Source organism: Pseudomonas sp. B21-036, from assembly GCF_024748925.1.
Lineage (GTDB): Bacteria > Pseudomonadota > Gammaproteobacteria > Pseudomonadales > Pseudomonadaceae > Aquipseudomonas > Aquipseudomonas palmensis.
In genome coordinates this window covers 4,031,548-4,057,662 of sequence record NZ_CP087178.1, presented here as the reverse complement: position 1 = coordinate 4,057,662, position 26,115 = coordinate 4,031,548, and the positions used below count along the sequence as shown (strand labels likewise).

21 protein-coding genes and 4 tRNA genes are annotated in these 26,115 nt (G+C 61.3%); 19 read left to right on the top strand and 6 right to left on the bottom strand.

The features are described from left to right. Positions 1-181: 181 nt before the first annotated feature. Positions 182-1,393: a pyridoxal phosphate-dependent aminotransferase gene (locus LOY33_RS18250; protein ID WP_043862743.1), complete on the bottom strand. Its 1,212-nt coding sequence runs from the start codon at positions 1,391-1,393 to the stop codon at positions 182-184. A 165-nt stretch (positions 1,394-1,558) separates the two neighbouring features. On the opposite strand from LOY33_RS18250, the gene msrB reads away from it, so the two are divergent. Together msrB and LOY33_RS18240 are read left to right on the top strand one after the other, a co-directional pair. Beyond that, on the top strand, positions 1,559-1,954 hold the full coding sequence (msrB, locus tag LOY33_RS18245) for a peptide-methionine (R)-S-oxide reductase MsrB (RefSeq protein WP_043862744.1): 396 nt from the start codon (positions 1,559-1,561) through the stop codon (positions 1,952-1,954). A 26-nt stretch (positions 1,955-1,980) separates the two neighbouring features. Continuing rightward, positions 1,981-2,469: a glutathione peroxidase gene (locus tag LOY33_RS18240; protein WP_043862745.1), complete on the top strand. Its 489-nt coding sequence runs from the start codon at positions 1,981-1,983 to the stop codon at positions 2,467-2,469. On the opposite strand, the gene LOY33_RS18235 is transcribed toward LOY33_RS18240, so the two are convergent. Then, on the bottom strand, positions 2,466-4,832 hold the full coding sequence (locus LOY33_RS18235) for a response regulator (RefSeq protein WP_258659484.1): 2,367 nt from the start codon (positions 4,830-4,832) through the stop codon (positions 2,466-2,468). The genes LOY33_RS18240 and LOY33_RS18235 overlap by 4 nt on opposite strands. Before the next feature lie 76 nt (positions 4,833-4,908). Here LOY33_RS18235 and LOY33_RS18230 point away from each other — a divergent pair, with 76 nt between their 5' ends. Together LOY33_RS18230 and LOY33_RS18225 are read left to right on the top strand one after the other, a co-directional pair. Next, positions 4,909-5,796, top strand: a complete 888-nt coding sequence (locus LOY33_RS18230; RefSeq protein ID WP_058541064.1) for an ATP-binding protein — start codon at positions 4,909-4,911, stop codon at positions 5,794-5,796. Further along, positions 5,796-6,278: a GAF domain-containing protein gene (locus LOY33_RS18225; RefSeq protein WP_054915824.1), complete on the top strand. Its 483-nt coding sequence runs from the start codon at positions 5,796-5,798 to the stop codon at positions 6,276-6,278. Before LOY33_RS18230 ends, LOY33_RS18225 begins: the two co-directional genes overlap by 1 nt. Before the next feature lie 75 nt (positions 6,279-6,353). On the opposite strand, the gene LOY33_RS18220 is transcribed toward LOY33_RS18225, so the two are convergent. After that, positions 6,354-7,121, bottom strand: coding sequence for a hypothetical protein (locus tag LOY33_RS18220; RefSeq protein WP_043862749.1), 768 nt, complete (start codon positions 7,119-7,121; stop codon positions 6,354-6,356). Positions 7,122-7,454: 333 nt separating this feature from the next. Between LOY33_RS18220 and LOY33_RS18215 the strand changes: the two genes are divergently transcribed. From LOY33_RS18215 to LOY33_RS18165, 11 genes are all read left to right on the top strand, one after another. Further along, positions 7,455-7,530, top strand: a tRNA-Glu gene (locus tag LOY33_RS18215). A gap of 2 nt (positions 7,531-7,532) precedes the next feature. Further along, positions 7,533-7,608, top strand: a tRNA-Gly gene (locus tag LOY33_RS18210). Between the two features lie 102 nt (positions 7,609-7,710). Beyond that, positions 7,711-7,786: transfer RNA gene (locus LOY33_RS18205), tRNA-Glu, on the top strand. Between the two features lie 3 nt (positions 7,787-7,789). Next, positions 7,790-7,865: transfer RNA gene (locus tag LOY33_RS18200), tRNA-Gly, on the top strand. Positions 7,866-8,214: 349 nt separating this feature from the next. After that, positions 8,215-9,048, top strand: coding sequence for an HpcH/HpaI aldolase/citrate lyase family protein (locus LOY33_RS18195; protein WP_258659482.1), 834 nt, complete (start codon positions 8,215-8,217; stop codon positions 9,046-9,048). Continuing rightward, positions 9,049-10,572: a lipid II flippase MurJ gene (locus LOY33_RS18190; protein ID WP_258659481.1), complete on the top strand. Its 1,524-nt coding sequence runs from the start codon at positions 9,049-9,051 to the stop codon at positions 10,570-10,572. It begins immediately after the preceding gene. 1 nt (position 10,573) lies between these two features. After that, positions 10,574-11,128, top strand: coding sequence for a sugar transferase (locus LOY33_RS18185; RefSeq protein ID WP_258659480.1), 555 nt, complete (start codon positions 10,574-10,576; stop codon positions 11,126-11,128). Between the two features lies 1 nt (position 11,129). Beyond that, on the top strand, positions 11,130-12,884 hold the full coding sequence (gene asnB / locus LOY33_RS18180) for an asparagine synthase (glutamine-hydrolyzing) (RefSeq protein ID WP_258659479.1): 1,755 nt from the start codon (positions 11,130-11,132) through the stop codon (positions 12,882-12,884). Between the two features lie 10 nt (positions 12,885-12,894). Then, the gene (locus LOY33_RS18175) at positions 12,895-13,890 is read left to right on the top strand and encodes a hypothetical protein (RefSeq protein WP_043862898.1); all 996 of its coding nucleotides are present in this window, start codon (positions 12,895-12,897) and stop codon (positions 13,888-13,890) included. Between the two features lie 152 nt (positions 13,891-14,042). Continuing rightward, entirely contained in the window at positions 14,043-15,341 is a 1,299-nt protein-coding gene (locus tag LOY33_RS18170; RefSeq protein WP_258659478.1) for a hypothetical protein, read from the top strand. Between the two features lie 103 nt (positions 15,342-15,444). Next, entirely contained in the window at positions 15,445-17,442 is a 1,998-nt protein-coding gene (locus LOY33_RS18165) for a nucleoside-diphosphate sugar epimerase/dehydratase (RefSeq protein WP_258662909.1), read from the top strand. Positions 17,443-17,635: 193 nt separating this feature from the next. On the opposite strand, the gene LOY33_RS18160 is transcribed toward LOY33_RS18165, so the two are convergent. Continuing rightward, complete coding sequence (locus tag LOY33_RS18160) at positions 17,636-18,049, bottom strand: PA2817 family protein (RefSeq protein ID WP_043862897.1); 414 nt, start codon at positions 18,047-18,049, stop codon at positions 17,636-17,638. 76 nt (positions 18,050-18,125) lie between these two features. Next, positions 18,126-20,573 carry an acyl-CoA dehydrogenase gene (locus tag LOY33_RS18155; RefSeq protein ID WP_043862896.1) on the bottom strand — a complete coding sequence of 816 codons (2,448 nt, stop codon included), beginning with the start codon at positions 20,571-20,573 and terminating at the stop codon, positions 18,126-18,128. Positions 20,574-20,760: 187 nt separating this feature from the next. Here LOY33_RS18155 and LOY33_RS18150 point away from each other — a divergent pair, with 187 nt between their 5' ends. The 3 genes from LOY33_RS18150 (at position 20,761) to LOY33_RS18140 (ending at position 23,237) form a co-directional block, all read left to right on the top strand. Beyond that, positions 20,761-21,384 carry a glutathione S-transferase gene (locus LOY33_RS18150; protein ID WP_258659477.1) on the top strand — a complete coding sequence of 208 codons (624 nt, stop codon included), beginning with the start codon at positions 20,761-20,763 and terminating at the stop codon, positions 21,382-21,384. Positions 21,385-21,528: 144 nt separating this feature from the next. Then, positions 21,529-22,461, top strand: a complete 933-nt coding sequence (locus LOY33_RS18145) for an ABC transporter ATP-binding protein (protein ID WP_043862894.1) — start codon at positions 21,529-21,531, stop codon at positions 22,459-22,461. Further along, on the top strand, positions 22,458-23,237 hold the full coding sequence (locus LOY33_RS18140) for an ABC transporter permease (RefSeq protein ID WP_058541067.1): 780 nt from the start codon (positions 22,458-22,460) through the stop codon (positions 23,235-23,237). Before LOY33_RS18145 ends, LOY33_RS18140 begins: the two co-directional genes overlap by 4 nt. Here the strand turns inward: LOY33_RS18140 and LOY33_RS18135 are convergent. Next, on the bottom strand, positions 23,205-23,744 hold the full coding sequence (locus LOY33_RS18135; RefSeq protein WP_043862892.1) for a DUF2062 domain-containing protein: 540 nt from the start codon (positions 23,742-23,744) through the stop codon (positions 23,205-23,207). The two genes, LOY33_RS18140 and LOY33_RS18135, sit on opposite strands and share 33 nt — an antisense overlap. A 140-nt stretch (positions 23,745-23,884) precedes the next feature. On the opposite strand from LOY33_RS18135, the gene LOY33_RS18130 reads away from it, so the two are divergent. Then, positions 23,885-26,107, top strand: a complete 2,223-nt coding sequence (locus LOY33_RS18130) for a DNA internalization-related competence protein ComEC/Rec2 (protein WP_258659476.1) — start codon at positions 23,885-23,887, stop codon at positions 26,105-26,107. Positions 26,108-26,115 lie beyond the last annotated feature (8 nt).

The window sequence follows — 26,115 nt, the reverse complement described above, 5'->3', positions numbered from 1 at the left end:
ATAGAAAGCTTGCGTATGCGGGGTATATAAGGTGCGCGCTCCGTGTATTCAACCGGGCGACTATTTCAAACTGTGTACTTGTGCGGGCAGGCGCGGAGAATGCCAGGTGCGCGAGCCAGAGCGGCAGGCTTGAGGTTGGCCCGTGGCCTGCGCCAGGGCTGGCGCAGGCAGGCATTCGGGCTTACTGCTGGTAGGTCTTGAGGAAATTGCCGATGCGACCGATCGCCTGCTCCAGGTCATCGACACGTGGCAGGGTCACGACGCGGAAGTGGTCGGGCCACGGCCAGTTGAAGGCGGTGCCTTGCACGATCAGCAGTTTTTCCGACAGCAGCAGGTCAAGGGCGAACTTTTCGTCGTTGAAGATCGGGCAGACCTTCGGGTCGATGCGCGGGAAGGCATACAGGGCGCCCATCGGCTTGACGCAGCTGACCCCTGGAATGTCGTTGAGCAGCTCCCAGGTGCGGTTGCGCTGCTCCAGCAGGCGACCTGGCGGCAGCACCAGGTCATTGATGCTCTGGTAGCCGCCCAGTGCGGTCTGGATGGCGTGCTGGCTCGGCACGTTGGCGCACAGGCGCATGTTGGCCAGCATGTCGATGCCTTCGATATAGCTCTGGGCGTGCTGCTTGGGCCCGGACAACGCCAGCCAGCCGGAGCGGAAGCCCGCCACCCGGTACGACTTGGACAGGCCGTTGAAGGTCAGGCAGAGCAGGTCGGGGGCCAGCGAGGCGGTGCAGATGTGCACGGCATCGTCGTACAGGATCTTGTCGTAGATCTCGTCGGAGAACACCACCAGGTTGTGTTGGCGGGCGATTTCCAGCATGCCCAGCAGCAGCTCGCGCGAGTACACCGCGCCAGTGGGGTTGTTCGGGTTGATGATCACCATGGCCTTGGTGTTGGGGGTGATCTTGGCCTTGATGTCGGCAAGGTCGGGGAACCAGTCGGCCTGCTCGTCGCACAGGTAGTGCACCGGGTTGCCGCCGGCCAGGCTCACCGCAGCGGTCCACAGCGGGTAGTCCGGGGCCGGGATCAGCACCTCGTCGCCGTTGTTGAGCAGGGCCTGCATCGACATCACGATCAGCTCGGACACGCCGTTGCCCAGGTAGATGTCCTCGATGCCGACACCTTCGACCTGCTTCTGCTGGTAGTACTGCATCACCGCCTTGCGCGCGCTGAACAGGCCCTTGGAGTCGCTGTAGCCCTGGGCGGTGGGCAGGTTGCGGATCACATCCTGGAGGATCTCGTCGGGCGCCTCGAAACCAAAGGGCGCCGGGTTGCCGATGTTCAGCTTGAGGATGCGGTGGCCTTCCTCCTCCAGGCGTTTGGCGTGCTTGAGCACCGGGCCGCGAATGTCGTAGCAGACATTGGCGAGCTTGTTCGATTTGCTGACCTGCATGATGTGATCCCGATTAGAAAAGATCGCCGCGCATTGCGCTGTGAAAACGTTTGAAATGCGTGTAACGCGGGTGCCAGACTGACGTCTGATGAGGCGCAATAATACGTGCCACCCGCGTTGTCGAAAAGACGCAGTGCGGGGTTTTTAATTCAGCGAGGCCTGGTGATGGAAAAGATCGAGAAAACCCTGGAAGAATGGCGTGCGATGCTCGACCCCGAGCAGTACAACGTGTGTCGCCTGAAGGGCACCGAGCGCCCGTTCAGCGGCAAGTACAACAGCACCCGCACCGATGGCGTCTACCATTGCATCTGCTGCAACAAGCCGCTGTTCGATTCCAGAGCCAAGTTCGACTCCGGCTGCGGCTGGCCCAGCTTCTACGAGCCTATCGCCGACAACGCGATGGTCGAGATCCGCGATACCTCACATGGCATGATTCGCACCGAAGTCACCTGCGCCACTTGCGATGCCCACCTGGGCCATGTGTTTCCCGACGGCCCGCCGCCCACCGGTCTGCGCTACTGCATCAACTCGGTGTGCCTTGACCTGGTGCCGCGACAGTAACCCACCCGAACGCAGGAGACGCGGTCATGGCCGACAACAGTTTGCTCAATATTCCCTGCACCACCCTGCGGGGCGAGCAGAAAACCCTGGCGGATTACCCGGCAAGGGCGGTGCTGGTGGTCAATACCGCCAGCCAGTGCGGGTTCACGCCACAGTACAAGGGCCTGGAGTCGCTATGGCAGCGCTATCGCGAGCGCGGCCTGGTGGTGTTGGGCTTTCCCTGCAACCAGTTCGGCAAGCAGGAGCCGGGCGATGAGCTGGCGATATCGCAGTTCTGTGAAGCCAACTTTGGCGTGAGCTTTCCCCTGTTCAGAAAGGTCGAGGTCAATGGGGCGGGCGCGCATCCCCTGTTCGCCGCGCTCAAGCAGAGGGCTCCCGGCCTGTTCGGTTCGCAGGCGATCAAGTGGAATTTCACCAAGTTCCTGGTCGATCCGCAGTCGGGTGCCGTGAGCCGTTATGCGCCCAGCACCAAGCCCGAGGCGCTGGCGGGCGATATCGAAAAGCTGCTGCGCTAGGTTTCAGGGGCTGTTGGCGGCACCCAGTGATCGATCAGCGCCAGCAACTCTTCGCGGCGAAAGGGTTTGGCCAGGTAGTCGTTCATGCCTGCCGCCCGGCAGCGTTCGCGTTCCTCGGGCATGGCGTTGGCGGTAAGTGCCACGATGGGCAGGTCGGGCCAGCGTCCGCTCTGGCGTATGCGTCGGCTGGCCTCGTAGCCGTCCATCACCGGCATGTTGCAGTCCATCAGCACCAGGTCGAAGGCGGCTTGCTCCAACTGCTCCAGGGCCTCCCCGCCGTGGCCGGCCACGATCACCTCGCAGCCCAGCTTGCCCAGCATGCCCTTGGCGACCAGCTGGTTCACCGGGTTGTCCTCCACCAGCAGGATGCGGGCACGACGCTCGCTGGTCTGGGTGCCTGCCTGGGCGACCGGGCCTGCATCGTCACTGCCCTGCAGAATGCGCTGCAAGGTCTGGTACAGGGCGTTGCGGGCCAGCGGGCGGGCCTGCTGCTGCAGCGGCGCCAGCTGGGCGGCTTCTTCCCCCGGCAGGAAGTTGCCATAGGCGGTCACCAGCAGGATTGGCGCCTTGAGTGACGGACGCAGGCCGAACAGGCCATCCAGGTTGTCGGTGACCAGCAGGTCGGGCTCCAGGTCGACCAGGCTGTCGATGCTGTCATGGCGCGAGTACGTCAGCCCCCAACGTGGCAGCAGGCTCTGCAGCAGTTCGGCAAGGCCGCTGCTGGCGCTGCTGATCGCCACCACCTTGCCGCGCAGGGGGGCGGGTGCAATCGCCGGGGTGTGGGAGGCCAGCGGCAGCTCGACACTGAACTGGCTGCCGAAGCCAGCTTCCGAACTGATGCTCAGGCGCCCCTGCATGGCTTCGCAGAGGTTGCGGGTCAGCGCCAGGCCCAGGCCGGTGCCGCCATACTGGCGGGTAATGCCGGCACCGGCCTGGGTAAAAGGCTGAAAGATCCTGACCTGGGCTTCCAGCGGGATGCCGATGCCCGTGTCGCAGACCTCCAGGCGCACGCCGCCGGGGTAGGTGCCCAGGCGAACGTCGACACGCCCGAACCGGGTGAACTTGAGCGCGTTGGACAGCAGGTTGCTGACGATCTGGCGCACCCGCGTGGGGTCACCCAGCACGCTGCTGGGAAACTGCGGATCGATCAGGCAGGTCAGCTCCACGCTGGGCGCCGCGTTCTGCGACAGCAGGTTGGCGGTGTCTTCCACCAGGGCGCCGAGGTCGAAGGGGATGCGCTCCAGCTCCAGCTGGCCGGCGTCGAACTTGGACAGGTCGAGAATATCGTTGAGCAGTTCCACCAGTACCTTGCCCGAGTCGTGGGCGATGGACAGCTGCTGGCGTTGTTCGGCGTTGAGCGGGCTGTCCAGCGACAGCGCGATCATGCCCAGCAGACCATTGAGCGGGGTGCGGATCTCGTGGCTCATGTTGGCCAGGAATGCGGCACGGGCCTGGGCCATGTCCAGCGCTCGGCGTCGCGCCTGCTCCAGTTCCTCGTTGGACTGGCTCAGGCGGGTGTTGCTGGACTTGAGTTCGTTGGTACGGGCCGAAACGATGTTTTCCAGCTCGTTGAGGTAGTCGGTCAGGCGGTTTTCGGCGTTGCGCCGCTGCTGGATCTCGGTGGCCATGCTCACGAACTGCTGGTTGGCGACCTTGACCAGCACGCCGATCTCGTCCTGTTCGTGACCGGGCGGGAAGGCCAGCTTGTTCTGGTTGGGCGCGCGCGCATTGCTGTTGCTCAGGGCGCTGATCACCCGCACCAGCGGCTTGGTCAACATGAAATAGAACAGTGCCAGCAGGATGCCGGTCAGCACCAGGCTGCGCACGAACCCGTTGAGCAGCGTTACTTCGGCCCGCTTCAGAAAGCGGCTGCCGAAGGCGAAGGTGTCGACTTCAAGATACAGGGTGCCGAGGTATTCGCTGGGCATCTGGTCGAGCATCAGGCGATCCTGGAACTGCCGGCTCTGGCCGAAGAGAAAATCACTCAATACCCGATAGCTGCTTTGTTCGCGCGGGCGCTGCACATCGGACAACACGCTGTCGGTGTTGTCGATCAGGCGCGCACGGGTGATGGCGGGGGATTTGAGCAGGCCCAGGGTCAGTTCGTTGGCCAGTTCCGCATCGAGGTTGTAGGCAATGCGCGAGGCAGGGTTGTGGCTGATTTGCAGCAGTGCCTGCATCTCGCGATTGATAGAGGCGTCTTCGCTGGCATAATCGATGCCGATCTGGATGAGACTGAGCAATGTTCCCAGGATGAAACCGACCAGGACCGTCAGCCGGGCTTGCTTGTAAGACAGGCGATTGGTGAACTTGATATCCATGTATCCCGAGCCAGTTCCACTTTCCGTGCGCTGCGCAAGCATAGCCGATCACCCCCGGTAGCTGGCAGGTACTGTCGCACATTCAGGCTTCCCCAAGAATCTGTGTCGAGGACATAACGTGGACTCTCGCTTGAATGCTTTCCTGGAGCGCGCCGAATCGGTATTGGCGCGTCTGGAGCCGCTGCTGCCGGCATTGCGCCCCAGCATCGATTGGACCCAGTGCCTGGCTGCCCGTTGGCAGCGCGAAGGGCGCAGCGGTTTTCTGCTGCCGCTCGAGGTCAGCCTGGACATGCGCCTGACCGACCTGATCGGTGTCGACAGGCAGCGTGAACAACTGGGCCGCAATACCCGCCAGTTCATCGACGGCATGCCGGCCAATCACGCGCTGCTGTGGGGCTCGCGCGGCACCGGCAAGTCGTCGCTGGTGCGTGCCTTGCTGGCAGAGTACGCCCCACAGGGGCTGCGCCTGATCGAGATCGAGCGTGACCACCTGGCGGACCTGCCGCGGGTGGTGGAACAACTGCACAAACTGCCACAGCGTTTCGTGCTGTTCTGCGATGACCTGTCGTTCGAGGCCGGGGAGGGCGACTACCGCGTGCTCAAGAGCGTGCTGGACGGCTCTCTCGAGCAGGCGCCGGACAACGTTCTGCTGTATGCCACCTCCAACCGTCGGCACCTGGTGCCGGAAAAGCAGAGCGACAACGAGAACTGGAAGATGGTCGACGGCGAGCTGCACCCCAGCGAGGCCGTCGAGGACAAGATTGCCCTGTCGGACCGCTTTGGTCTGTGGCTGTCGTTCTACCCGTTCACCCAAGAGCACTTCCTTGATGTGGTCGAGCACTGGATCACCCAGTTGGCGCTGGCGCCAGGTCTGGTCTGGGCGCGGGATGAAGAGCTGGACAAGGCCGCGATCCGCTGGGCAACCGGCCGCGGCAATCGCAATGGCCGCTGCGCCTATCAATTTGCCCGCTATTGGGTGGGCCTGAAACTGCTGGAGCAACAGTAATGATCGATTTGAATGCAGTGGGGGGCGGCCAGTGCGGCTATGACCTGCTGGCGGCGCAGCTGGAGGCACTACTGGACGGGGAGCGGGATTTCATTGCCAACGCTGCGCAGCTTTCCGCCTTTCTGTACAGCCAGGTCGAAGACCTGAACTGGGCAGGTTTCTACCTGGCGCGCGGTGAAGAGCTGGTGCTGGGGCCGTTTCAGGGGCAGGTTGCGTGTGTACGCATCCCGTTCGGGCGCGGGGTGTGCGGGGCTGCGGCGGCTACACGCCAGACCCAGCGTGTGGAGGATGTGCATGCCTTCCCGGGGCATATTGCCTGTGACAGCGCCTCCAACAGCGAGTTGGTGATCCCTCTGGTCAAGGACGGTGCGCTGATCGGCGTGCTGGACCTGGACAGCCCTGTACTTGCACGCTTTGGTGAGCAGGATCAGGCCGGGCTGGAGCGTCTGGCGCGGATTTTCCTGGATTCGACGGACTGCTGAGGCGGGTAGAGGCGTTGCGCCCATTCGCCAGCAAGGCTCCTGTCGGGAGCTGCTGGCGAATGGGTTGTGTTGCAATCAGTCGTAGATGACTTTCTTCTTCCAGTCTTCTTCGGTGTCGGACTTCAGCCCTTCGGTCAGTGGGTTGACCTCGTCTTCGGTTGGCTGGTTCTGGCTCAGTACCATGGCGTTGGCGCGTGCCAGCAGTTTGTCCATATAGTCGAGCTGCTCGCGGTAGAGCACCGGATCAGGTTGCTTGCGCAGGTACTGCACGCCCCGTTCGAACGCCAGGCGGGCCTGCCCCGGCTGGTTCTGCTGCAGCGCATGCTGCCCTAGGTTGTTGAAGAACTCGATGTGCAGCAGCACCAGGATATGGCGAATTTCCTTTACCCAGTACTTGGCTTCGTTGGTCGGCAGGAAGCCTTCCTGGGAGGCGCGCACCACCTGGCTGTGCAGGGCTTCGAGCAGAAAGCGTACATCCTTGGCACGGGCTTCGGTCTGGATCGGGCCGGGAGGGTTGTTCACCGGTATGCCATCGCCCAGGGCAATCAGGCCCTGGAGCTCGCTGATGCGTGCCTGGATTTCACGGTTGTGCTTGTCCAGGGCCAGGCGGCGCTGGTTCAGGTTCAGTTCGAGGCGGGTCAGCAGCAGCTTGAGTGCCGGGGTCATCAACTGGCCGGGGAAGGTTTCGGTGATTTCGCCACAACGACGCAAGCGGTCGGCCAGCTCGATCTTGAGACGGGCTCGTTCCAGCTTGTTGCTCTCGACTACATTGTTCAGGTAGCCAATCACGATCAAGAGTGCGATACCCGCTACTATAAGCAGGGTGATCAGAAGTGGTGTCACCGTTAACGCCTCATACAGGAAGGTTTGCCGTTTGAGTGTAGTGGCTTCGCTTTTGCCCGGATAGAGCTGTTTGGCAGTTGAGCAGGGCGGATTGCTGGCATTTTGCCTTAAGGTGCCGCCAGCACTGGGCCGCGTCGCGTATGTGCGTCAGAAAATAATCGTCAAGGCTCAGGCGCGCTGCGGCCTCCGTGGCAGCGTAAAGCAGGGCGAAGTCATTGATTTAAATAAATTTATATCTAGGGGTTGACGACTTCTCAAAGCACCCCTAGAATGCGCGCCACTTGCAGCGTAAAGCACACAGCGAAACGCGGCAGGGAGTGAATGTTGTAGTGTGTCCCCTTCGTCTAGTGGCCTAGGACACCGCCCTTTCACGGCGGTAACAGGGGTTCGAGTCCCCTAGGGGACGCCATTGCGGGAATAGCTCAGTTGGTAGAGCACGACCTTGCCAAGGTCGGGGTCGCGAGTTCGAGTCTCGTTTCCCGCTCCAATTTTAAGCAGCTTTGCTTCAGGGCAGGGCTGAGTGAAACCAGAAAGCATCTTCGGGTGTATTTCTGGAACTGAAACACTATACCATGGTGTTTCAGGCAGTGTCCCCTTCGTCTAGTGGCCTAGGACACCGCCCTTTCACGGCGGTAACAGGGGTTCGAGTCCCCTAGGGGACGCCATTTGCGGGAATAGCTCAGTTGGTAGAGCACGACCTTGCCAAGGTCGGGGTCGCGAGTTCGAGTCTCGTTTCCCGCTCCAAATTCAAAGAAAACGCCGTTCGTATGAACGGCGTTTTTTTTTGTCTCGATTAAAGTTCTTTTTTCGCAAGTCTGTAGGAAGGTGCTCCGATGCAGGTGGTGCGGGGCTGTCCGACACTTCGGATTGAGGTAGAATGCCGCTCTTATTTGTCGGTTGTGCGAACTTGCTCTGGTTGATTCTCAGCCCCCTCGATGCAGGTGAAGCCGATCACCCCGACAGGTGCCCGCTGCTTGTCCTGCGCCTGTTTGTTCACTCGAAAGATTAATGGACTTAATCATAGCGTCGAAAATCGTGGCCTCTATTTTCATATAGATCAGGCTAAACCCATTACTGGCACAAGGGAGCCTTAATGAAGCTTCTCATGATCACCAACTGCCCGCAGATGGCAGGCTTCGCTGTCGAGAATGGTGTAGACCGCATTTTCGTGGACACGGAAATCACTGGCAAAGAGGCACGTCAGGGCCACCTGAACACAGTTATCAGCAAGCACACCCTCGATGACGTGCGGCGCGTCAGGCCCGCCGTGCCGTCAGGTCGTTTGCTTGTGCGCATAAATCCTGTCCACGAAGGCAGCCAGGCCGAGATCGATCAGGCTATTGATGCAGGGGCCGATATCCTGATGCTTCCCATGTTCAGGGGGCCTGACGAAGTTCGCACGTTCACTCAGGCGGTACGGGGCAGGGTGCGCTGCAGTCTGCTGGTCGAGACAGTGGGTGCGGCTGCAACGCTGGCAGAATGTGTGCGGGTGCCGGGCGTGGACGAGGTGCATATCGGTCTGAACGACCTTCACCTCGAACAGGGGCTGGACTTCATGTTCGAGCTGGTAGCCAACGGCACGGTAGATGGTCTGGCGGCGGTACTGCGCGATGCCGGCCTGCCGTTCGGTATCGGTGGTCTTGCGCGGGTGGGTGACGGCATGCTGCCGGCCGAATTGCTGGTGGCGGAACATGCACGGCTTGGCTCCAGCGCGGCAATTCTGTCCAGAGCCTTCCATCGCAATGCCTCCTCGGTGGAACAGATCCGGGCCGAGATGGATTTTGCAGGCGAAGTGCAGAAGCTACGCGACGTCTATGAGCACTATCGATGCGCAGCACCGGAGCAGTTGCAAGCCGCTCATGCTAGCGTGCAGACGGGTGTGCAGGCGATTGTCGCCGCGATCCGGGCTCGTCGGGTGAATGGTTGAATGACGTCGCCAGGACAGCGTAGTTTGTTGAGCGCAGGGCTGTTCCTGAGTCTGGCATTGATGGCTGGGCGTCTGGCTGGCTTCGGGCGCGAGGTGTTACTGGCATCATCATTGGGATTGTCCGAGCAGGCCGATATCGCCATCGTGCTGTTGACGGTGCCTGATCTGCTGGTCAACCTCCTGCTTTCCGGTGGCATCGGTGTGGCTCTGGTCCCGGCGCTGCGCGCGGCAAGCCCGGCACAGGCTGCGGCCCTTTTCAGGCAGGCTTCGCTGGCATTTGGCGCCTTGTTCGCAGTGTTCGGCCTGTGTTTTGCGTTGCTGCCGGGATTGTGGTTTTGGCTGTTCGCGCCAGGCTTGCAAGCGCCCACGCAATGGCTGGACAGCTGGATGATCTATGCCATTGCGCTGGCGATCCCGCTTGCCGCGCTCTCTGGCGTCAGCACAGCAGCACTCAACGCCCGTGACCGTTTCTTCGTGGCCGGGTGCGGCACGCTATTCTTTAATCTGAGCATCATTGCCGCGTTACTGATGGCCATGTTCTGGTCCAGAAGTTACCTGTCGTTGCTCTGCGCGGGCATCCTGGCAGGAGCGCTGCTGCGCTGGGTCAGCCAGTGGATTGCGCTGCGTGGAGGCGCACCACGGGTAATGCAGGCACATCATGGTCTGCTGCTTGACCGTCGTCTGATACAGGGCTTTGTCGCCGGGCTGGCTTCGGCATCGTTGCTGATTCTGGTGCCGGTGGCTTTGCGTGCAGGGGCCAGTTGGCTGGGCAAGGGGGAACTGGCGGCGTTCAACTATGCAATAAAGCTGGTCGAGTTGCCGCTGGGCATCCTGATCACCACCTTGGCCACCGTGGCATTTCCACGCCTGAGTGAGGCTCACGATCACAACGACGCGACGGCCTTCGACGGTATCCTGAAGTCGGGCCTGCAGCGCGCGCTGGTGTTGTCTTTCGCCGTTGTGCTGTGCGGAATACCGTTTGTCGATGCGGTGGTGGCGATACTCTTTGGTGCGGGGCGTGTCGGTGTCGATGGGCTGGCGCACATCACCAGTCTGACCCAGATCGCCCTGCTGAGTGTACCGTGGGTGGGCATTGCCAGCCTGGCGGCAGCGGCACTCAACGCGCGCAGGCTGCCGGCGCAGGTGCTGCGCCGAACTGCCCTGATCATGCTGGTGTTCCCATTGTTGTGCCTGCCAGGGTTGCTGATGGCCGACCCCATCGCGCTGATGGGGGCACTGCCGGTGTTTCATTGCATCCTGGCGATCAGCCTTATGCAGGCCTTGGGCCGCGAAGGCGTGCGGTCTGCTGGTGCGCAGTTGTATAGAGTTTTGAGCTGTTTGTTCGCCATCGGCGGTGTCGCTGTCGTCGGCTGGCTCACTGACGTTCTGGTAGTGAAACCATTTGCCGTGCTGTTGCCCGGTTCCCTTGATATTTGGCGCGTGCTGCTCGCGGGTGGGGTCTTTGCTGGCGCAGTGGCTGCGGGTCTATTGGTGTTGCGCTTTGCAGACAGGCGTGGGAGATAACGTGAAAAGGCTTTTTGACTTGTTCTGTGCTGGTGGGGCTATCGTGGTGTTGTCGCCGATTTTACTCGGGGTCGCGGCAGTCATCTATTTCTCCGACTTCGGACCAGTGCTGTTCAAGCAGCGAAGGGTCGGGCGTGCAGGGCGTGAGTTTTTCATCTACAAGTTCCGAAGCATGGTGCTCAACGCCGAGAGTCTCGGCGGGTTCTCCACTGCAGAAGGCGATCCGCGGATCACCCGGGTCGGTCGGTTCATTCGGCGTACAAGCCTTGATGAACTGCCGCAGTTGTTCAATGTATTGCTGGGTGACATGAGCGTGGTCGGGCCACGTCCGGATGTGCCCGCGCAGCGCCCGCTATACACGGAAGAAGAGTGGCGCCTGCGACATAGTGTGCGACCAGGTATCACCGGGCTTGCGCAGGCGACATTGCGTTCGGCTGCAACCGAGCAGCAGCGCAAGCAATTGGATCTGCAATATGCCCAAGAGGCGTCGCTGATGAAGGACCTTGAAATCATCATGCTGACGTTCAAACAGGTTTTCGGAAAAGGCGGCAACTGAAATGTGCGGAATTTTTGGATATTTTAATCGCCGGGGCAAGTCGCTGGCCCCTGACACGGTGCGGTCGATGGGAGAGTCGATTCATCATCGCGGACCAGATGATCAGGGTGTATTCAGTGCTCCGGGTGTGGCACTGGGCAATCAGCGCCTGTCCATCATCGACCTGGCTGGTGGGCATCAGCCGTTCATTTCCGATGACCAGAACATCGTCGTTGTACAGAATGGTGAAATATTCAATCACCTTGAGCTGGCGCAGGAGCTGGAAGGCACCCCTTACGCTTGTCGCACGCATTCGGACACCGAGGTGCTGCTGCGCCTTTACGAGCGTGAAGGTATTGCCTTTGTCGAGAAACTCAATGGGATGTTCGCCATCGCCATCTACGATGCCCGCGAGCAGGCGCTGTACCTGGTGCGTGATCGCATCGGGGTAAAGCCCCTGTATGTACACGATGATGGCGAGCAGATCACCTTTGCGTCGGAGATCAAGTCGGTGCTCAAGGCTGGCATGCCACATCCGCCAATGGACGAAGAGGCTTTGCACCACTACCTCACGTTCAACTACGTGCCGGCGCCGTTCACTTTGTATCAGGGTGTGCGTCATTTGATGCCGGGTCACCTGATGAAGATCACCTCGCAGGGTGTCGAGGTGTCGTGCTGGTGGGACCTTGCGGCGGTCCAGCCCGTTCACGGACGCAGCGAGGAGGAATGGATCGAAGAATTCAACGCCATTTTGGACGACGCCGTGCGCTTGCGGCTGCGTTGCGATGTGCCGTTCGGTGCGTTTCTTTCCGGCGGCGTTGATTCGAGCACCGTCGTTGGCTTGATGGCTCGACACATGACCGATCCGGTGAAGACCTTTTGTATCGGTTTCGACGACCCGCGCTACGATGAGTCAGCCTACGCGCAGGAAGCTGCCGAGCGTTTTGGGGCCGAGCACGTCATGGAGCGAGTAGAGCCTGACATGCTTGATCTGTGGCCAATGGCTACCTATCACTGCGACCAGCCCCACGGGGATGTTTCATTCCTGCCCACCTATCGCGTTTCAGCGTTGGCCGCCAAACATGTGAAGGTAGTGCTGACCGGTGATGGCGGCGACGAACTGTTTGCCGGTTATGATAAACATCGAGATTTCTTCGCGCGTCCTGAAGCGGCCACCTGGTCCGACGAAGAGTTTCAACGCAACTATTTCGACAGTATTTCGCTGTTTACCCACCACGGTAAACAGGCCTTGTACACGCCGGAGCGCGCGGCGCGGTTAGAAGCAATCGATTCCTTCGACGTAGCAGCGCCTTACTTCAAGGCGGTGGCGCACCAGGACCGAATCAACCAGGCCTTGTATCTGGACATGCAATTGCTGCTTTCGGGCAATAATCTGGTCAAGCCCGACCGAATGGGCATGGCCGTGTCGCTCGAAGCGCGTACGCCTTTCCTGGACTACCGCATGATGGAGTTCGCCTTCCGCATGCCGGGTTCGCTCAAGCTCAAGGACGGCATCACAAAGTATCTGTACAAAAAAGCGGTCGCGCCGCTGATCGGCGATAACCTGGCCTACCGCAAGAAGCAGATGTTCACGGTGCCAGTCGGCGAGTGGTTCAAGACCACCAAAGCGGATTACTGTCGTGAAAACATGCCTGTCGGAGTGTTTGACCAGGCAGCGATGTCCCGCATGAACGAGGCGCATATTTCAGGTGAGGAGAACAGGACGCGGGAAATTCGTGCGCTTATTGCTTTGAGCCATTGGCAGAAGAACTGCTAGGACCCGAAGCATGAAAGTACGTATCTCAACGCTCGTGATTCTGTTGCTGCTGTTGGGCATTACGTTGTCCGGTGTGAAGGAGTTTTCAGCGTGGCCGCAGGTCGTGGACCTGTGGCTGCAGCGGGCAACTCCGGCGACTCTCACCGGGCACCCGCATCTTTTCCGGTACATGGTCGCCTATCCGGGGTTGATGCTCGAGCGGGACTATCCGGGGCTTGGATTCTCACTGTACTGCTGCCTTTTCATGTTGCTCAATGCATCGGTGTGGTCGGCCATCGTGCGCAAGACTCACCAGGTCAGCCCGTCCTACTTGATCTGGGGATTGTTTTTCCTGGTCCACATGTTCATGAACGGGCGCGGTGTGATCGCCTGGAGCGCCTGGCTTTTGGGCGTCTCGTTGTGCATTGACATGAGTCGGGCGCAGGTTCCTATAAAATGGCCGGTCTTGCGAGGTGCCGTTGCCTGTTTCCTGGGGACCGTCAGTACAGGTGTATTCGTCATCGTGCTGTTCGCCATCTTCCTTTTCTTTCTCGAGCGCTGGAAAGCAGGCGGCGTCAAGCTCAGGAACTTCAGCGGGCTGGTGGCGTTGATTCTGCTGATGCTCTGCGGCTATGTGTTCTTGTCCTACTTCATTGTGGCGATCGAGAAGAACCTGGACTTCTATGGAGGCGGTATACAGGGCCTGATGCTCATGCTCAAGCATGGGATGGGCAAGATCTTCTTTGCAGGCGGCGGTCTGGGTCTGATCCTGTTGCTGTTAGCCCTACCGATCGGTGCCCTTGGAGCTCTGATTTTCTTTTTCGGCCCTCGCATACGCCCTGTACGCAAGCTGTTGATCATCTCAATGGCGGGTGGGCTGTTCGGTTTTACCGTGCTTACTCTTGCCATACCGCTCTTGCTCTGTGAAGCCGGCAGCGCCATGCGACGAGTATTGAGGTTTCTCGGACTGCGGCGCCAACCTGTTGCTCCAGTGGTCGGTGCCCGTGGTTTGAATGTGACTGATTGATTGCAAGGGATCCCATACCCTTTTAAGGTGTTTGCCTGATTGCATGCAGTATTCATGGGTAGCACAGCGTGAGTGATTGCAACTGTTTGATTGAGGAGTCCTGTACCCGTGCATTGCACTAGGGCAGGCCGATCGTATTATGAGCACCCTAGATGACAAGTGATGACGTTGTAGCTGTTGCCGATTTGCCTGTTGCAGAGAAAGGCCCGATTTTGATAGTTACCTATGGCGGCGGACACGTTGCCATGCTGACGCCGGTGGCACGTAGCCTTATCGCCAAGGGACATCCGGTGTTGGTTCTTGCTTTGACTACCGCTGCCGGGTATCTGGAACGAGCTGGCATTCCATTTATTGGCTACCGGCACCTGCCGGGTGCTGACCAGGCTGATGTCGTTGCATGGGGGCGCAAGCTGACCAGCGAACTACCGTCCGGTGGCAGTATTGAGCTGGTCGAATCGGTCGCCTACATGGGGCTGAATTATCGCGAACTGGTGGCAGAACATGGTCTGGAAGGTGCGGCACAATTGTTCGCCGAGAAGGGACGCCGAGTGTTCTGTCCGATCGGTCTGTTCAAGCGGTGGCTGGCCGAGCTGCGCCCGTCGCTGGTGATAGCAACCAGTGCTCCGCGTAGCGAGCGAGCCGTACTCGAAGCCGCCAGCGCTCTGGGCATTGCTTCGATCTGTGCCGTGGATCTTTTTGGTCTGCAGGAAATCCAGTGGGTCAACCGCCCCGGTTATGCGAGTCGAATCTGCGTACTGAATCAGCAGGTACGGGATATGTTCGTGGAAAAAGGCTGTCACCCCGACACGATAGTTGTCACTGGCAACCCGGCGTTCGATCGGTTGCAGCAGCCTCAGGTACAGGAAGCGGGACGTGCAATGCGTGCTGCCAAAGGTTGGGGCAAGGACGAAACCGTCATTCTGTGGGCTTCGCAAGTTGAACCCGAGCGCCATCCTTTCGATGGGCGAATCGGCGATCCGACATTGCCGCGCAAGATCGAGGCAGTCCTGCGGGAGTTTGTCAGCACTCATGCAAATTATCGCTTGGTGTTGCGTTATCACCCCAGTGAAAGTGCCCAATTCCACTCAGGCCAGGAGCGTGTCGAGCTCAGTCCACCCAGTGAAGATCTTGCAACCTTGCTGCATGCTCTCGATATCGTGGTCGTGACCAGTTCCACGGTGGGCCTCGAAGCGCATCTGGCCGGGCGTTGTGTTCTTTCTGTGGGTGGATCTGTTTTCAATCAGGATGCGCCCTACGGGAAAATGGGCATTGCCACCGAAGTGAGCTCACTTGAAGGGCTGGGCGCAGCGCTGAGCCGCGTCCAGCTCAAGTCTGAGCAGCGCCCGTCGATGGTTTCGGCTGGCCCCTTGATGGCCAGCGCTACGCATAACATCGTCGAGCTAGCCGAATCGCTGCTAGGGTCAGAAGGCACGGTTTCTCCCCTCTCGTAAGACGGGTCATGGCTTGGAGGATACCAAGCAGGTCGCGGGGGAGTACCCCTGGGTCGATCAATTGAAGAAAAGGAGTGTTGTGGTGTTGAGGCTTGCTGAACAGATGCGGCGTCGCTTGATTGATCTGCCCCGTAAGCAGAAACGGATCATTCTTGTACTGGCGGATGTCGTACTTGTGTGGGTCTCGTTGTGGCTGGCTTTTGTGGTGCGCCTTGGCGATGCGGACGAAATCGATGTGTTTGGCAAACATGCCTGGTTGTTTGCCCTCGCTCCGCTGTTTGCCATTCCGCTGTTCGGGTGCTTTGGCCTGTATCGGGTGGTGATGCGCTACATGGGGAACGATGCGCTGATCGCCATCGTCAAGGCTGTGTCCATTTCTGCATTGCTTCTGGCGCTGTCCATCTATTGGCACGTTGACGCACCCAAGCCATTGCCCCGTTCGATGGTGTTCAACTACTGGTGGCTGAGCATTTTTCTGATCGGTGGCGTACGCCTTGGGTTGCGCCAGTACTTTATCGGTGAATGGTTTTCCCCAGGCTCCCCCTTGCGCTTGAGAAACAGGGACGCTTGTCTGCCCAAGGTCGCGGTATATGGCGCAGGTGCGGCGGGCAATCAGCTGGTCGCTGCCCTGCGGTTAGGTCGGGTTATGCGCCCGGTGGCATTCATCGATGATGACCCCAGCTTGTACAATCGTGCAATTGCCGGGTTGCGGGTGTATTCAGCCAAGCATATTCAGCAGATGCTGGACGAAACCGGTGCACACCAGATCTTGCTGGCGATCCCTTCGGCGACCCGGGCGCGTCGACGTGAGGTTCTGTTGGCGCTCGAGTCTTTCCCGCTGCACGTGCGCAGCGTGCCCGGTTTCATGGATCTGGCCAGCGGGCGGGTCAAGGTGGAGGATATCCAGGAGGTGGATATCAGCGACCTGCTCGGGCGAGAATCGGTTCCGCCACTGCAGGCCCTGTTCCAGCAATGTATTCGTGACAAGGTGGTGATGGTAACCGGGGCGGGAGGTTCGATCGGTTCGGAGCTGTGTCGGCAGATCCTGTTCAGCCAGCCGCGCGTATTGTTGCTGTTTGAACACAGCGAGTTCAATCTGTACGCGGTGCACATGGAGCTGGAGCGACGCATCTCCAGCGAGTCACTGCCTACCAGACTGATTCCTATCCTGGGGTCGATTCGAAACCCGTCCCGCATGCTCGATGTTCTGCACACCTGGGGTGTGGAGACGATCTATCATGCGGCTGCCTACAAGCATGTGCCGATGGTGGAGCACAACGTCTCCGAGGGAGTGCTGAACAATATTTTCGGTACGCTGCATACGGCCCAGGCGGCGGTGAAGGCAGGGGTGGCCAATTTCGTGCTGATTTCCACTGACAAGGCTGTGCGCCCGACCAATGTGATGGGGAGTACCAAGCGTGTAGCGGAAATGATCTTGCAGGCTCTCAGCCACGAGCAGGCACCGGTGCTTTTTGGGGATGATGAGGCTGTGCATCACGTCAATAAGACACGCTTCACAATGGTGCGCTTTGGAAATGTGCTGGGTTCTTCCGGCTCGGTAATTCCACGTTTCCATGAACAGATCCGCACGGGTGGCCCGGTTACCGTGACGCATCCCAAGATTACTCGCTATTTCATGACTATTCCGGAAGCCGCGCAGTTGGTGATTCAGGCGGGCTCGATGGGACAGGGTGGAGATGTGTTTGTGCTGGACATGGGCCAGCCGGTGCTTATCGCTGATCTGGCGCAAAAGATGATCCATCTCTCTGGTATGAGCGTGCGTAGTCACAAGAATCCGACTGGGGATATTGCACTGGAATTCACCGGATTGCGCCCCGGTGAAAAGCTGTACGAAGAGTTACTGATCGGTGAGAACGTCAACTCCACCGAGCATCCCATGATCATGTGTGCCAATGAGGAACACCTCACCTGGGAGGCGCTCAAGGCGATACTTGCCAAGATGAACGCCGCGGTTGATGCCGATGACTATCCGCGCATTCGAGCCTTGTTGCTGGAAATGGTCAGTGGATACACGCCTGACGACGACATAGTCGATTGGATCTATCAGCAGCGCTGTGGAGGTGGCGAATCACTTCATTGACGCCTTCCAGCTGAAAAAACGCCGTTCATGTGAACGGCGTTTTTTGTTTCGATAAAAATTTGCTGTTGCAAGGCCGTCAATCTGGCAGCTCTCCCCTTATGTCTTGCCTGGGAAATGGCCAGCCTATCAGCGCAGACATGTCGCACTTTTGCTGCGCTTGAGGATGGGTAGCAGGCCATGCGTAGCAAATGTGTCAGTGCTTGCTGTCGTCGCCCGACATGCTCAACAACTGCTTCTCCTGGTTCCAGTCGAACGGTTCGTCGTTCTGCTCGGCTTCGTAGCGGCGTTCTTCCAGCTCCTGGTACATGGCCAGTTCTTCTTCCGGCATGTAGTGCAGGCAATCGCCGCCAAAGAACCACAGCAGGTCGCGGGGGATAAGGTGCGCGATCTGCGGGTAGCGCTGGATGACCTGGCAGATGAGGTCCTGACCCAGGTAGGTGCTCTCCGGGTCGACCGGCAACTGTTGCATCAGGTCGTCGAAACGCTCCAGAAACAGCGCGTGGCTTTCTTCCGGTACCTGTTCGGCCTCACCCAGGGCTGCAAGGATGGTGCGCAGGTGGGTGAGCAGGGCGAGGTGGTATTCCAGTTGAGCAGTGGCGTTGGCCATGCGGGCGATCCTCTAGAGCAAAATCGGGCGCGGGAGTATAAGGCTCCCCGCGCCCGATGTCCCGTTGGAGTGATGCTCAGCGCACCTTGCCCTCGGTGGGCAGCAGCTCGTCCTTGCTGAACGCATCCACGTCGATCACACGGCGCCGTGCGGCTTCGGCCTCGTGCAGGCTTTGAGCTTCGCCGGCCTGCAAGGTGTTGGCGTGCAAGGCTGCGTCGATCAGCGATTCGCCGGGAGCCGGCGCCAATTGGCCGCCCTTGTGGGCCTGGTGCAGCTTCTTGTGCAGCGGGGCGCTGGCCCTTAGCAGGTCGCTGGCCTGTTGCAACGCGCCCACCGGGTCGCTTGCATCGGTGGGGCGATAGCAGCCAGCCAGCAGTTGTTCGAGTGCCGGATCACCCTTGGCGCGACCCAGCAGCGCAGCAACCTCGGCATCCAGTTCGTCCGACGGGCCGGTATGACGGCGCCCGAACGGGAACACCACCAAGCGCAGCGCGCCACCGAGGAACCGATTGGGGAAGTTGTCGAGCAGGCGGTCCAGGGCTTTTTCGGCCTGGCCCAGGCTTTCTTCCATGGCCCAGCGCAACAGCGGCCGCAGGTACTCGGGCGAATCGAGATCGTGGTAGCGCTTGAGGGCTGCCGAACCCAGGTACAGGTTGCTCAATACGTCGCCAAGGCGCGCCGACAGGCGCTCACGGCGTTTCAGCTCGCCACCGAGCAGCATCATGCACAGGTCGGCCAGCAGGGCGAAGGCCGCCGCCTGGCGATCGAGTGCGCGAAAGTATCCCTGGCTCAATGCATCGCCGGGTGCCTTTTCAAAGCGCCCCAGGCCCAACCCCAGGACCAGCGTGCTGGCCGCGTTACCCACCGCGAAGCCCACATGCCTGAGCAGCAGGGCGTCGAACTCCTTGAGCGCCTGGTCGTGGTCTTCACGTGCGGCCAGGGCCATCTCCTTGAGCACGAACGGGTGGCAGCGAATCGCCCCCTGGCCAAAGATCATCAGGTTGCGCGAGAGGATGTTGGCGCCCTCGACGGTGATGAATATCGGCGCCCCCTGCCAGCTGCGACCCAGGTAGTTGTTCGGGCCCATGATGATGCCCTTGCCCCCGTGCACGTCCATGGCGTGCTGGATGCATTCGCGCCCCCGTTCGGTGAGGTGGTACTTGAGGATCGCCGACAGCACCGAGGGTTTTTCACCCAGGTCCACCGCGTTGGCGGTGAGCATGCGCGCGCTGTCCATCAGCCAGGCATTGCCGCCGATGCGGGCCAGAGCCTCCTGAATGCCCTCGAACGCGGCCAGCGGTACGTTGAACTGCTCGCGCACCTGTGCGTACTGGCCCGTTACCAGGCTGGTGTACTTGGCGGCACCGGTACCGACTGCCGGCAAGGAGATCGAGCGTCCCACCGACAGGCAGTTCATCAGCATCATCCAGCCCTTGCCGAGCATCTCCTGCCCGCCAATCAGAAAACTCAGCGGGACGAATACATCCTTGCCGCTGTTGGGACCGTTCATGAACGCGGCGCCCAGCGGCAGATGGCGCTGACCGATCTCGACACCTGGGGTGTCGGTCGGGATGAGAGCCAGGCTGATACCCAGTTCCTCCTTGTCACCCAGCAGGTGATCGGGGTCGTAGGCCTTGAACGCAAGACCCAGCAGCGTCGCCACCGGGCCCAGGGTGATATAGCGCTTCTCCCAGTTCAGGCGCAGGCCCAGTACTTCCTCGCCCTGCCACTGGCCCTTGCAGATGACCCCGGTGTCGGGCATGGCGCCGGCGTCGGAGCCGGCCAGCGGACCGGTGAGGGCGAAGCACGGGATGTCGTCACCGCGGGCCAGGCGGGGCAGGTAATGGTTGCGTTGCTCGTCGGTGCCGTAGTGCAGCAGCAGTTCGGCCGGGCCGAGTGAGTTGGGCACCATCACCGTGGAGGCCAGGTCGCCGCTGCGGGTGGCCAGTTTCATCGCGACCTGTGAATGAGCGAAGGCGGAAAAGCCCTTGCCGCCGTATTCCTTGGGAATGATCAGGGCAAAGAAGCCATGGGTCTTGATGTGCGCCCAGGCTTCGGCGGGAAGGTCCATGTCCTGGCCGATCTGCCAGTCGCTGACCATGGCGCAGAGCTCCTCGGTGGGCCCGTCGATGAAGGCTTGCTCTTCTGCGCTCAGTTGCACCTTGGGATAGGCCAGCAGGGTGTTCCAGTCGGGGCGGCCACTGAAGAGCTCGCCGTCCCACCAGACCGTGCCGGCATCGATGGCCTCGCGCTCGGTCTGCGACATCGGCGGCAAGGTTTTGCGAAACCAGCCGAACAGCGGGGCAGTCAGCCATTTGCGGCGCAGATCGGGCAGCACCAGGGGCACGGCAGTGGCCACCAGCAGCAGCCAGAAGATCGTCAACAGCCAGCCGGGGGCATGGCTGAATGCGCCCATCGCCACCAGGTAGACGGCAACCACGCCCAGTGCGGGCAGGGGGGCAACCCGCCGGTGCGCCAGGTAGGCAATACCGACCACCAGCACCACTAACCACAACAGCAACATATGCTTTCCTCCGTGAGCTCCAGAAATAGCTATCCGACAGAGCTTAGACCGCCTGTGCCAAACAACCCGTCAGAACAGTGACAGGACGTGACCTGTGGAAGTTCGCGTTTTCGGGCCGCGGGCCAGCGATTGTCAGCCTCGCCAGCTCGGGTAGACTGAGTGCCCACCGCCTATGTCAGGAGTCGTCATGCTGAAGATCTGGGGACGCAAGAACTCGTCAAACGTCAGGAAGGCGCTGTGGTGCGCCCAGGAGCTGGGCCTGGATTACCAGTCGATCGATGCCGGTGGCGAGTTCGGCGTGGTCGACGAGCCGCACTACCGTGCCCTCAACCCCAACGGTCGGGTGCCGATGATCGAGGATGGCGAGCTGGTGCTGTGGGAATCCAATACCATCGTGCGCTACCTGTGTGGCCGGTATGCCCCAAACACTGACTGGTACCCCGTCGACCCGGCGGCCCGGGCCAGCGCAGACAAGTGGATGGACTGGACCACGTCATCGCTGGCTACGCCATTCCGCCCGTTGTTCTGGGGCATCCTGCGTACCCCGTCTGACCAGCAGGACTGGGTGCAGATCAACGCCGCGCACAAGCAATGCGCCGAACTGCTGTCGATCGCCGATCAGGCCCTGGCCACGCAACCCTACCTGTCGGGGGAAGCGATCGGCATGGGCGACATCCCGCTGGGCTGCTTCGTGTATGCCTGGTTCGAGATGCCCATCGAGCGTCCGGAAATGAAGCACCTGCGTGCGTGGTACGAGCGCCTCAGGCAACGGCCGGCCTACCAGGCGGCGGTAATGACCGCGCTGACCTGAACCTGTCGATTACCCTGATAGTCAATATCGATACACTTCACTGTACTTGCGTGGCCTGGGCAAGCACCATGGCCACATTCGTCGCGGTCGGCCCTGTCTGACCGCCTGCCTTGTGAACCCTTCAACCTGGTGTGTAGACCTGCTATGAGTTCTGCTCTGTCCATTCGGCAGCTAACCAAGACCTACGGCAATGGCTTCCAGGCCCTCAAGGGCATCGACCTGGATGTCGCCGAAGGTGATTTCTTCGCCTTGCTCGGCCCCAATGGCGCCGGCAAATCCACCACCATCGGCATTCTCTCGACCCTGGTCAACAAGACCAGCGGCACGGTGAATGTGTTCGGCCATGACCTGGACCGAGAGCCAGCCGCGCTCAAGCGCTGCATTGGCGTGGTGCCCCAGGAGTTCAACTTCAATCAGTTCGAAAAGACCTTCGATATCGTCGTGACCCAGGCGGGTTACTACGGCATCCCGATGAAGGTGGCCAGGGAGCGCGCCGAGCAGTACCTGACCCAGCTGGGCCTGTGGGACAAGCGTGACGTGCCATCGCGCTCGCTGTCCGGCGGCATGAAGCGCCGCCTGATGATTGCCCGCGCGCTGATCCACGAACCGCGCCTGCTGATCCTCGACGAGCCTACCGCTGGCGTCGACATCGAGCTGCGCCGTTCGATGTGGAGCTTTCTGACCGAGCTCAACCAGAAGGGCATCACCATCATCCTGACCACCCACTACCTGGAAGAGGCCGAGCAGCTGTGCCGCAACATCGGCATCATCGACCACGGCACCATCGTGCAGAACACCAGCATGCGTCAGTTGCTGGGCACGTTGCATGTGGAGACCTTCCTGCTCGACCTCAAGCATGACCTGGCCCAGGCGCCGCAACTGGCCGGCTACCCGTGCCGGCTGATCACCCCGCACACCCTGGAAGTGCAGGTGGACAAGGACGTGGGCATCACCGCGCTGTTCGGCCAGTTGGCCCTGCAGAACATCGAGGTGCTGAGCCTGCGCAACAAGACCAATCGTCTCGAGGAGCTGTTCGTGTCCCTGGTGGAAAAAAACCTGGCGAAGGTGGCGGTATGAGTTCGGAACTGCGCGCCAACCTGGTTGCCCTCAATACCATCGTCTATCGAGAAGTGCGGCGGTTCACGCGGATCTGGCCGCAGACCCTGCTGCCCCCGGCGATCACCATGGTGCTGTACTTCGTGATCTTCGGGAACCTCATCGGCCGGCAGATCGGCGACATGGGTGGCTTCACCTACATGGAGTACATCGTGCCGGGCCTGATCATGATGTCGGTGATCACCAACTCCTACGGCAACGTGGTGTCGAGTTTCTTCGGCAGCAAGTTCCAGCGTTCGATCGAGGAGCTGATGGTGTCGCCGGTGTCGCCGCACACCATCCTCATCGGCTACACCCTGGGCGGCGTGCTGCGCGGGTTGGCGGTGGGAGTGATCGTGACTCTGCTGTCGCTGTTCTTCACCCATCTGCAGGTGCATCACCTGGGCGTGACGGTGCTGGTGGTGGTGCTGACCGCGACGATCTTCTCGCTGCTGGGCTTCATCAACGCAGTGTTTGCGCGCAACTTCGATGACATCTCGATCATCCCGACCTTCGTGCTCACGCCGCTGACGTACCTGGGTGGGGTGTTCTACTCCATCACCCTGCTGCCGCCATTCTGGCAGACCGTGTCGCTGGCCAACCCGGTGCTGCACATGGTCAACTCGTTCCGCTACGGCATCCTGGGCGTCTCGGACATCCGCATCGGCGTGGCCATCACCTTCATGCTGGTGGCCACCGCGGTACTGTACATCGGCTGCGTGCGCCTACTGGTCAGCGGGCGAGGAATGCGCAGCTGATTTCTGCTTGCGCCTGCGCCACTGCCTGCCTACCCACCAGCGCCAATAGAGCATGGTCAGGCAGTAGGCCAGCGCCCCCAGCAGCACGCCGCACACCACCGAGCCCAGCAGAAAGGGCTGCCACAGCGTCGACAGCTGGTCGGTGATCCATTCGAAGGTGAGTTCCTCAGGCAGCGTGCGTGGCGGTATCTGCATCAGCCATGCCCCCACCTGGTAGGTGCAGTAGAACACCGGCGGCATGGTGATGGGGTTGGTCAGCCACACCAGGCTGACGGCGATGGGCATGTTGCCACGCACCAGAACCGCCAGGCTGGCGGCCAGCAGCATCTGCATCGGGATAGGGATGAAGGCTGCGAAAAGGCCTACGGCCATGGCCCGTGCCACCGAATGGCGATTCAGGTGCCAGAGGTTGGGGTCGTGCAGCAGCCGGCCGAGAAAGCGTAAGGATTTATGTTCCCGAATGCTCGTCGGATCTGGCATGTAGCGTTTGAAAAGTCGACGCGGCATGTGGGCTCTCGGCGTTCTGAAGTGGCCAGTATGCACGGATTGTAAACAGCGCCAATTCAGACTTTGTGACAATTAATAAGCAAGGTGCGGGCCTGGGTGATCTAAGCCTCTGGGGTGAGATCTGCTCAGGAGCTTTACCCATGCGCACAAGGATGTTGGCGCTGGCCTTGGGGCTGTTGGCGCTCAACGTGTTACCTGCCTTGCCGTCGGTCGGCTGGCTCTGGGGCATCGGCATGACGGGAATGTTATGCCTGGTGTGTCGATGGGCAGTGCCCGGTCTGTTCCTGCTTGGTTTTGCCTGGGCCTGTTGCTCGGCGCAATGGGCGCTGGACGATCGACTCCGGCCCGAGCTGGAGGGGCGCACCCTGTGGCTGGAAGGTCGGGTAGTGGGCCTGGCGCAGCAGGGCCCACATTCGGTGCGTTTCGAGCTGGCCGAAGCCTCCTCGCGCCGCGCCCAGTTGCCGCAGCGGCTGAGCCTGAGCTGGTTTGGCGGGCCGCCGGTCAACAGTGGCGAGCGTTGGCGCCTGGCGGTACAGCTGCAGCGCCCCTCCGGCCTGCTCAACCCCCATGGGCCTGACCAGGAAGCCGCCATGCTGGCCCGGCGAATCGGTGCCACCGGCCGTGTAAGGGCAGGTGAACGACTGGCCCCGGCCAGCCATGCGTGGCGTGATTCGGTGCGCCAGCGCCTGCTCGGGGCTCAGGCCCATGGGCGCGAAGGTGCGCTGGCGGCGCTGGTGCTGGGTGACGGCGGGGCGCTGGCACAGGAGGACTGGCAGGTGCTCCAGGCAACCGGCACGGTGCACCTGCTGGTGATTTCCGGTCAGCACATCGGCTTGCTGGCCGGTCTGGTGTACGGCCTGGTGGCCGGGTTGGCACGTGTGGGGGCATGGCCCAGGGCGCTGCCCTGGCTACCCTGGGCGTGCGGCCTGGCGTTTGCGGCGGCCCTGGCGTACGGCTTGATGGCGGGCTTTCAGGTACCGGTACGACGCGCCTGCATCATGCTGGCGGTGGTGCTGTTGTGGCGCCTGCGTTTTCGCCACCTTGGGGCCTGGATTCCCTTGCTGCTTGCCCTCAACGGTGTATTGCTGGTGGAGCCATTGGCCAGCCTGCAGCCGGGGTTCTGGCTGTCGTTCGCAGCGGTGGCGGTGCTGGTGTATGTGTTCGGCGGCCGGCTGGGGGGCTGGAACCCCTGGCTGGCATGGTGCCGGGGCCAATGGCTGATCGCGATCGGCCTGTTGCCGGTGCTGCTGGCGCTGGGGCTGCTGATCAGTCTCTCGGCACCGCTGGCCAATCTGGTTGCGGTGCCCTGGGTCAGTATCGCGGTGTTGCCCCTGGCGCTGGCCGGCACACTGCTGCAGGGGCTCCCGTTGCTGGGGGAGGCCCTGTTGTGGCTGGCTGGAGGATCGCTGGCAGCCTTGTTCTGGACACTGGCACAGGTGGCACATTGGCAACCGGCCTGGACACCGGTCGCCTTGCCGATATGGGCATGGTTGATGGTGGGCGGTGGCGCGGTACTGCTGCTGTTGCCGGGCGGGCTGCCGATGCGGGTGCTGGGCTGGCCCTTGCTGCTGCTGGCCGGCTGTGCGCCTCGCAACGAGATCGCCCATGGGCAACTGGAGGTGTGGCAGCTGGATGTCGGCCAGGGCCAGGCGTTTGTGCTGCGTACCCGTCACCATGCGATGCTGTATGACGCAGGCCCGGCCACCCGTGGCAGCGACCTGGGTGAGCGGGTGGTCGTGCCGACTCTGCGCAAGCTGGGGGTGCGCGAGCTGGACCTGGCGCTGATCAGCCATGCCCATGCCGACCATGCCGGCGGCGCCCTGGCGGTGCAGCGCAGCGTGCCGCTGGTGCGCGTGGTGGGCGGCGACCCGGATGAGCTGCCCGGGCAACTGCAGGCCCAGGCCTGCGCCAGTGGCGAGCAATGGCAGTGGGATGGCGTGCTCTTCAGCCTGTGGCGCTGGCAGCAGGCCGGCGACAGCAATCAGCGCTCCTGTGTGTTGCACGTGGATGCCGGCGGGGAAACCCTGCTGCTGACCGGTGACATCGATGCCCAGGCCGAGCGCGCCTGGCTGCGCGAGTCGACAGCCGGCCCGGTCGACTGGTTGCAGGCGCCCCATCATGGCAGCCGCACCTCGTCGAGCCAGGCCTTTCTCGAGCGAACCCGGCCACGGGGCGTGCTGATTTCGCGAGGGCGCCACAATGCATTCGGGCATCCGCACGCACAGGTGATGGCGCGTTACCAGGCGCTGGGTATCACCGTGCACGACAGCGCCCTGCACGGGGCGGTGCGCCTGGTGCTGGGCAGCTTTGGCCAGGCGGTCGGGCAACGCAGCCAGCGGCGCTTCTGGCGGGAGCCGACATGACGCTGTTC

Excerpts from the sequence above, each read along its gene's own strand:
- LOY33_RS18165 (WP_258662909.1), top strand. The coding sequence starts at position 15,445 with ATGCGGCGTCGCTTGATTGATCTGCCCCGTAAGCAGAAACGGATCATT.
- LOY33_RS18130 (WP_258659476.1), top strand. The coding sequence starts at position 23,885 with ATGCGCACAAGGATGTTGGCGCTGGCCTTGGGGCTGTTGGCGCTCAAC.
- asnB (WP_258659479.1), top strand. The coding sequence starts at position 11,130 with ATGTGCGGAATTTTTGGATATTTTAATCGCCGGGGCAAGTCGCTGGCC.
- LOY33_RS18175 (WP_043862898.1), top strand. The coding sequence starts at position 12,895 with ATGAAAGTACGTATCTCAACGCTCGTGATTCTGTTGCTGCTGTTGGGC.
- LOY33_RS18145 (WP_043862894.1), top strand. The coding sequence starts at position 21,529 with ATGAGTTCTGCTCTGTCCATTCGGCAGCTAACCAAGACCTACGGCAAT.
- LOY33_RS18160 (WP_043862897.1), bottom strand. The coding sequence starts at position 18,049 with ATGGCCAACGCCACTGCTCAACTGGAATACCACCTCGCCCTGCTCACC.
- LOY33_RS18235 (WP_258659484.1), bottom strand. The coding sequence starts at position 4,832 with ATGCTTGCGCAGCGCACGGAAAGTGGAACTGGCTCGGGATACATGGAT.
- LOY33_RS18170 (WP_258659478.1), top strand. The coding sequence starts at position 14,043 with ATGACAAGTGATGACGTTGTAGCTGTTGCCGATTTGCCTGTTGCAGAG.
- LOY33_RS18150 (WP_258659477.1), top strand. The coding sequence starts at position 20,761 with ATGCTGAAGATCTGGGGACGCAAGAACTCGTCAAACGTCAGGAAGGCG.
- LOY33_RS18190 (WP_258659481.1), top strand. The coding sequence starts at position 9,049 with ATGACGTCGCCAGGACAGCGTAGTTTGTTGAGCGCAGGGCTGTTCCTG.
- msrB (WP_043862744.1), top strand. The coding sequence starts at position 1,559 with ATGGAAAAGATCGAGAAAACCCTGGAAGAATGGCGTGCGATGCTCGAC.
- LOY33_RS18195 (WP_258659482.1), top strand. The coding sequence starts at position 8,215 with ATGAAGCTTCTCATGATCACCAACTGCCCGCAGATGGCAGGCTTCGCT.
- LOY33_RS18135 (WP_043862892.1), bottom strand. The coding sequence starts at position 23,744 with ATGCCGCGTCGACTTTTCAAACGCTACATGCCAGATCCGACGAGCATT.
- LOY33_RS18240 (WP_043862745.1), top strand. The coding sequence starts at position 1,981 with ATGGCCGACAACAGTTTGCTCAATATTCCCTGCACCACCCTGCGGGGC.
- LOY33_RS18155 (WP_043862896.1), bottom strand. The coding sequence starts at position 20,573 with ATGTTGCTGTTGTGGTTAGTGGTGCTGGTGGTCGGTATTGCCTACCTG.
- LOY33_RS18140 (WP_058541067.1), top strand. The coding sequence starts at position 22,458 with ATGAGTTCGGAACTGCGCGCCAACCTGGTTGCCCTCAATACCATCGTC.
- LOY33_RS18250 (WP_043862743.1), bottom strand. The coding sequence starts at position 1,393 with ATGCAGGTCAGCAAATCGAACAAGCTCGCCAATGTCTGCTACGACATT.
- LOY33_RS18225 (WP_054915824.1), top strand. The coding sequence starts at position 5,796 with ATGATCGATTTGAATGCAGTGGGGGGCGGCCAGTGCGGCTATGACCTG.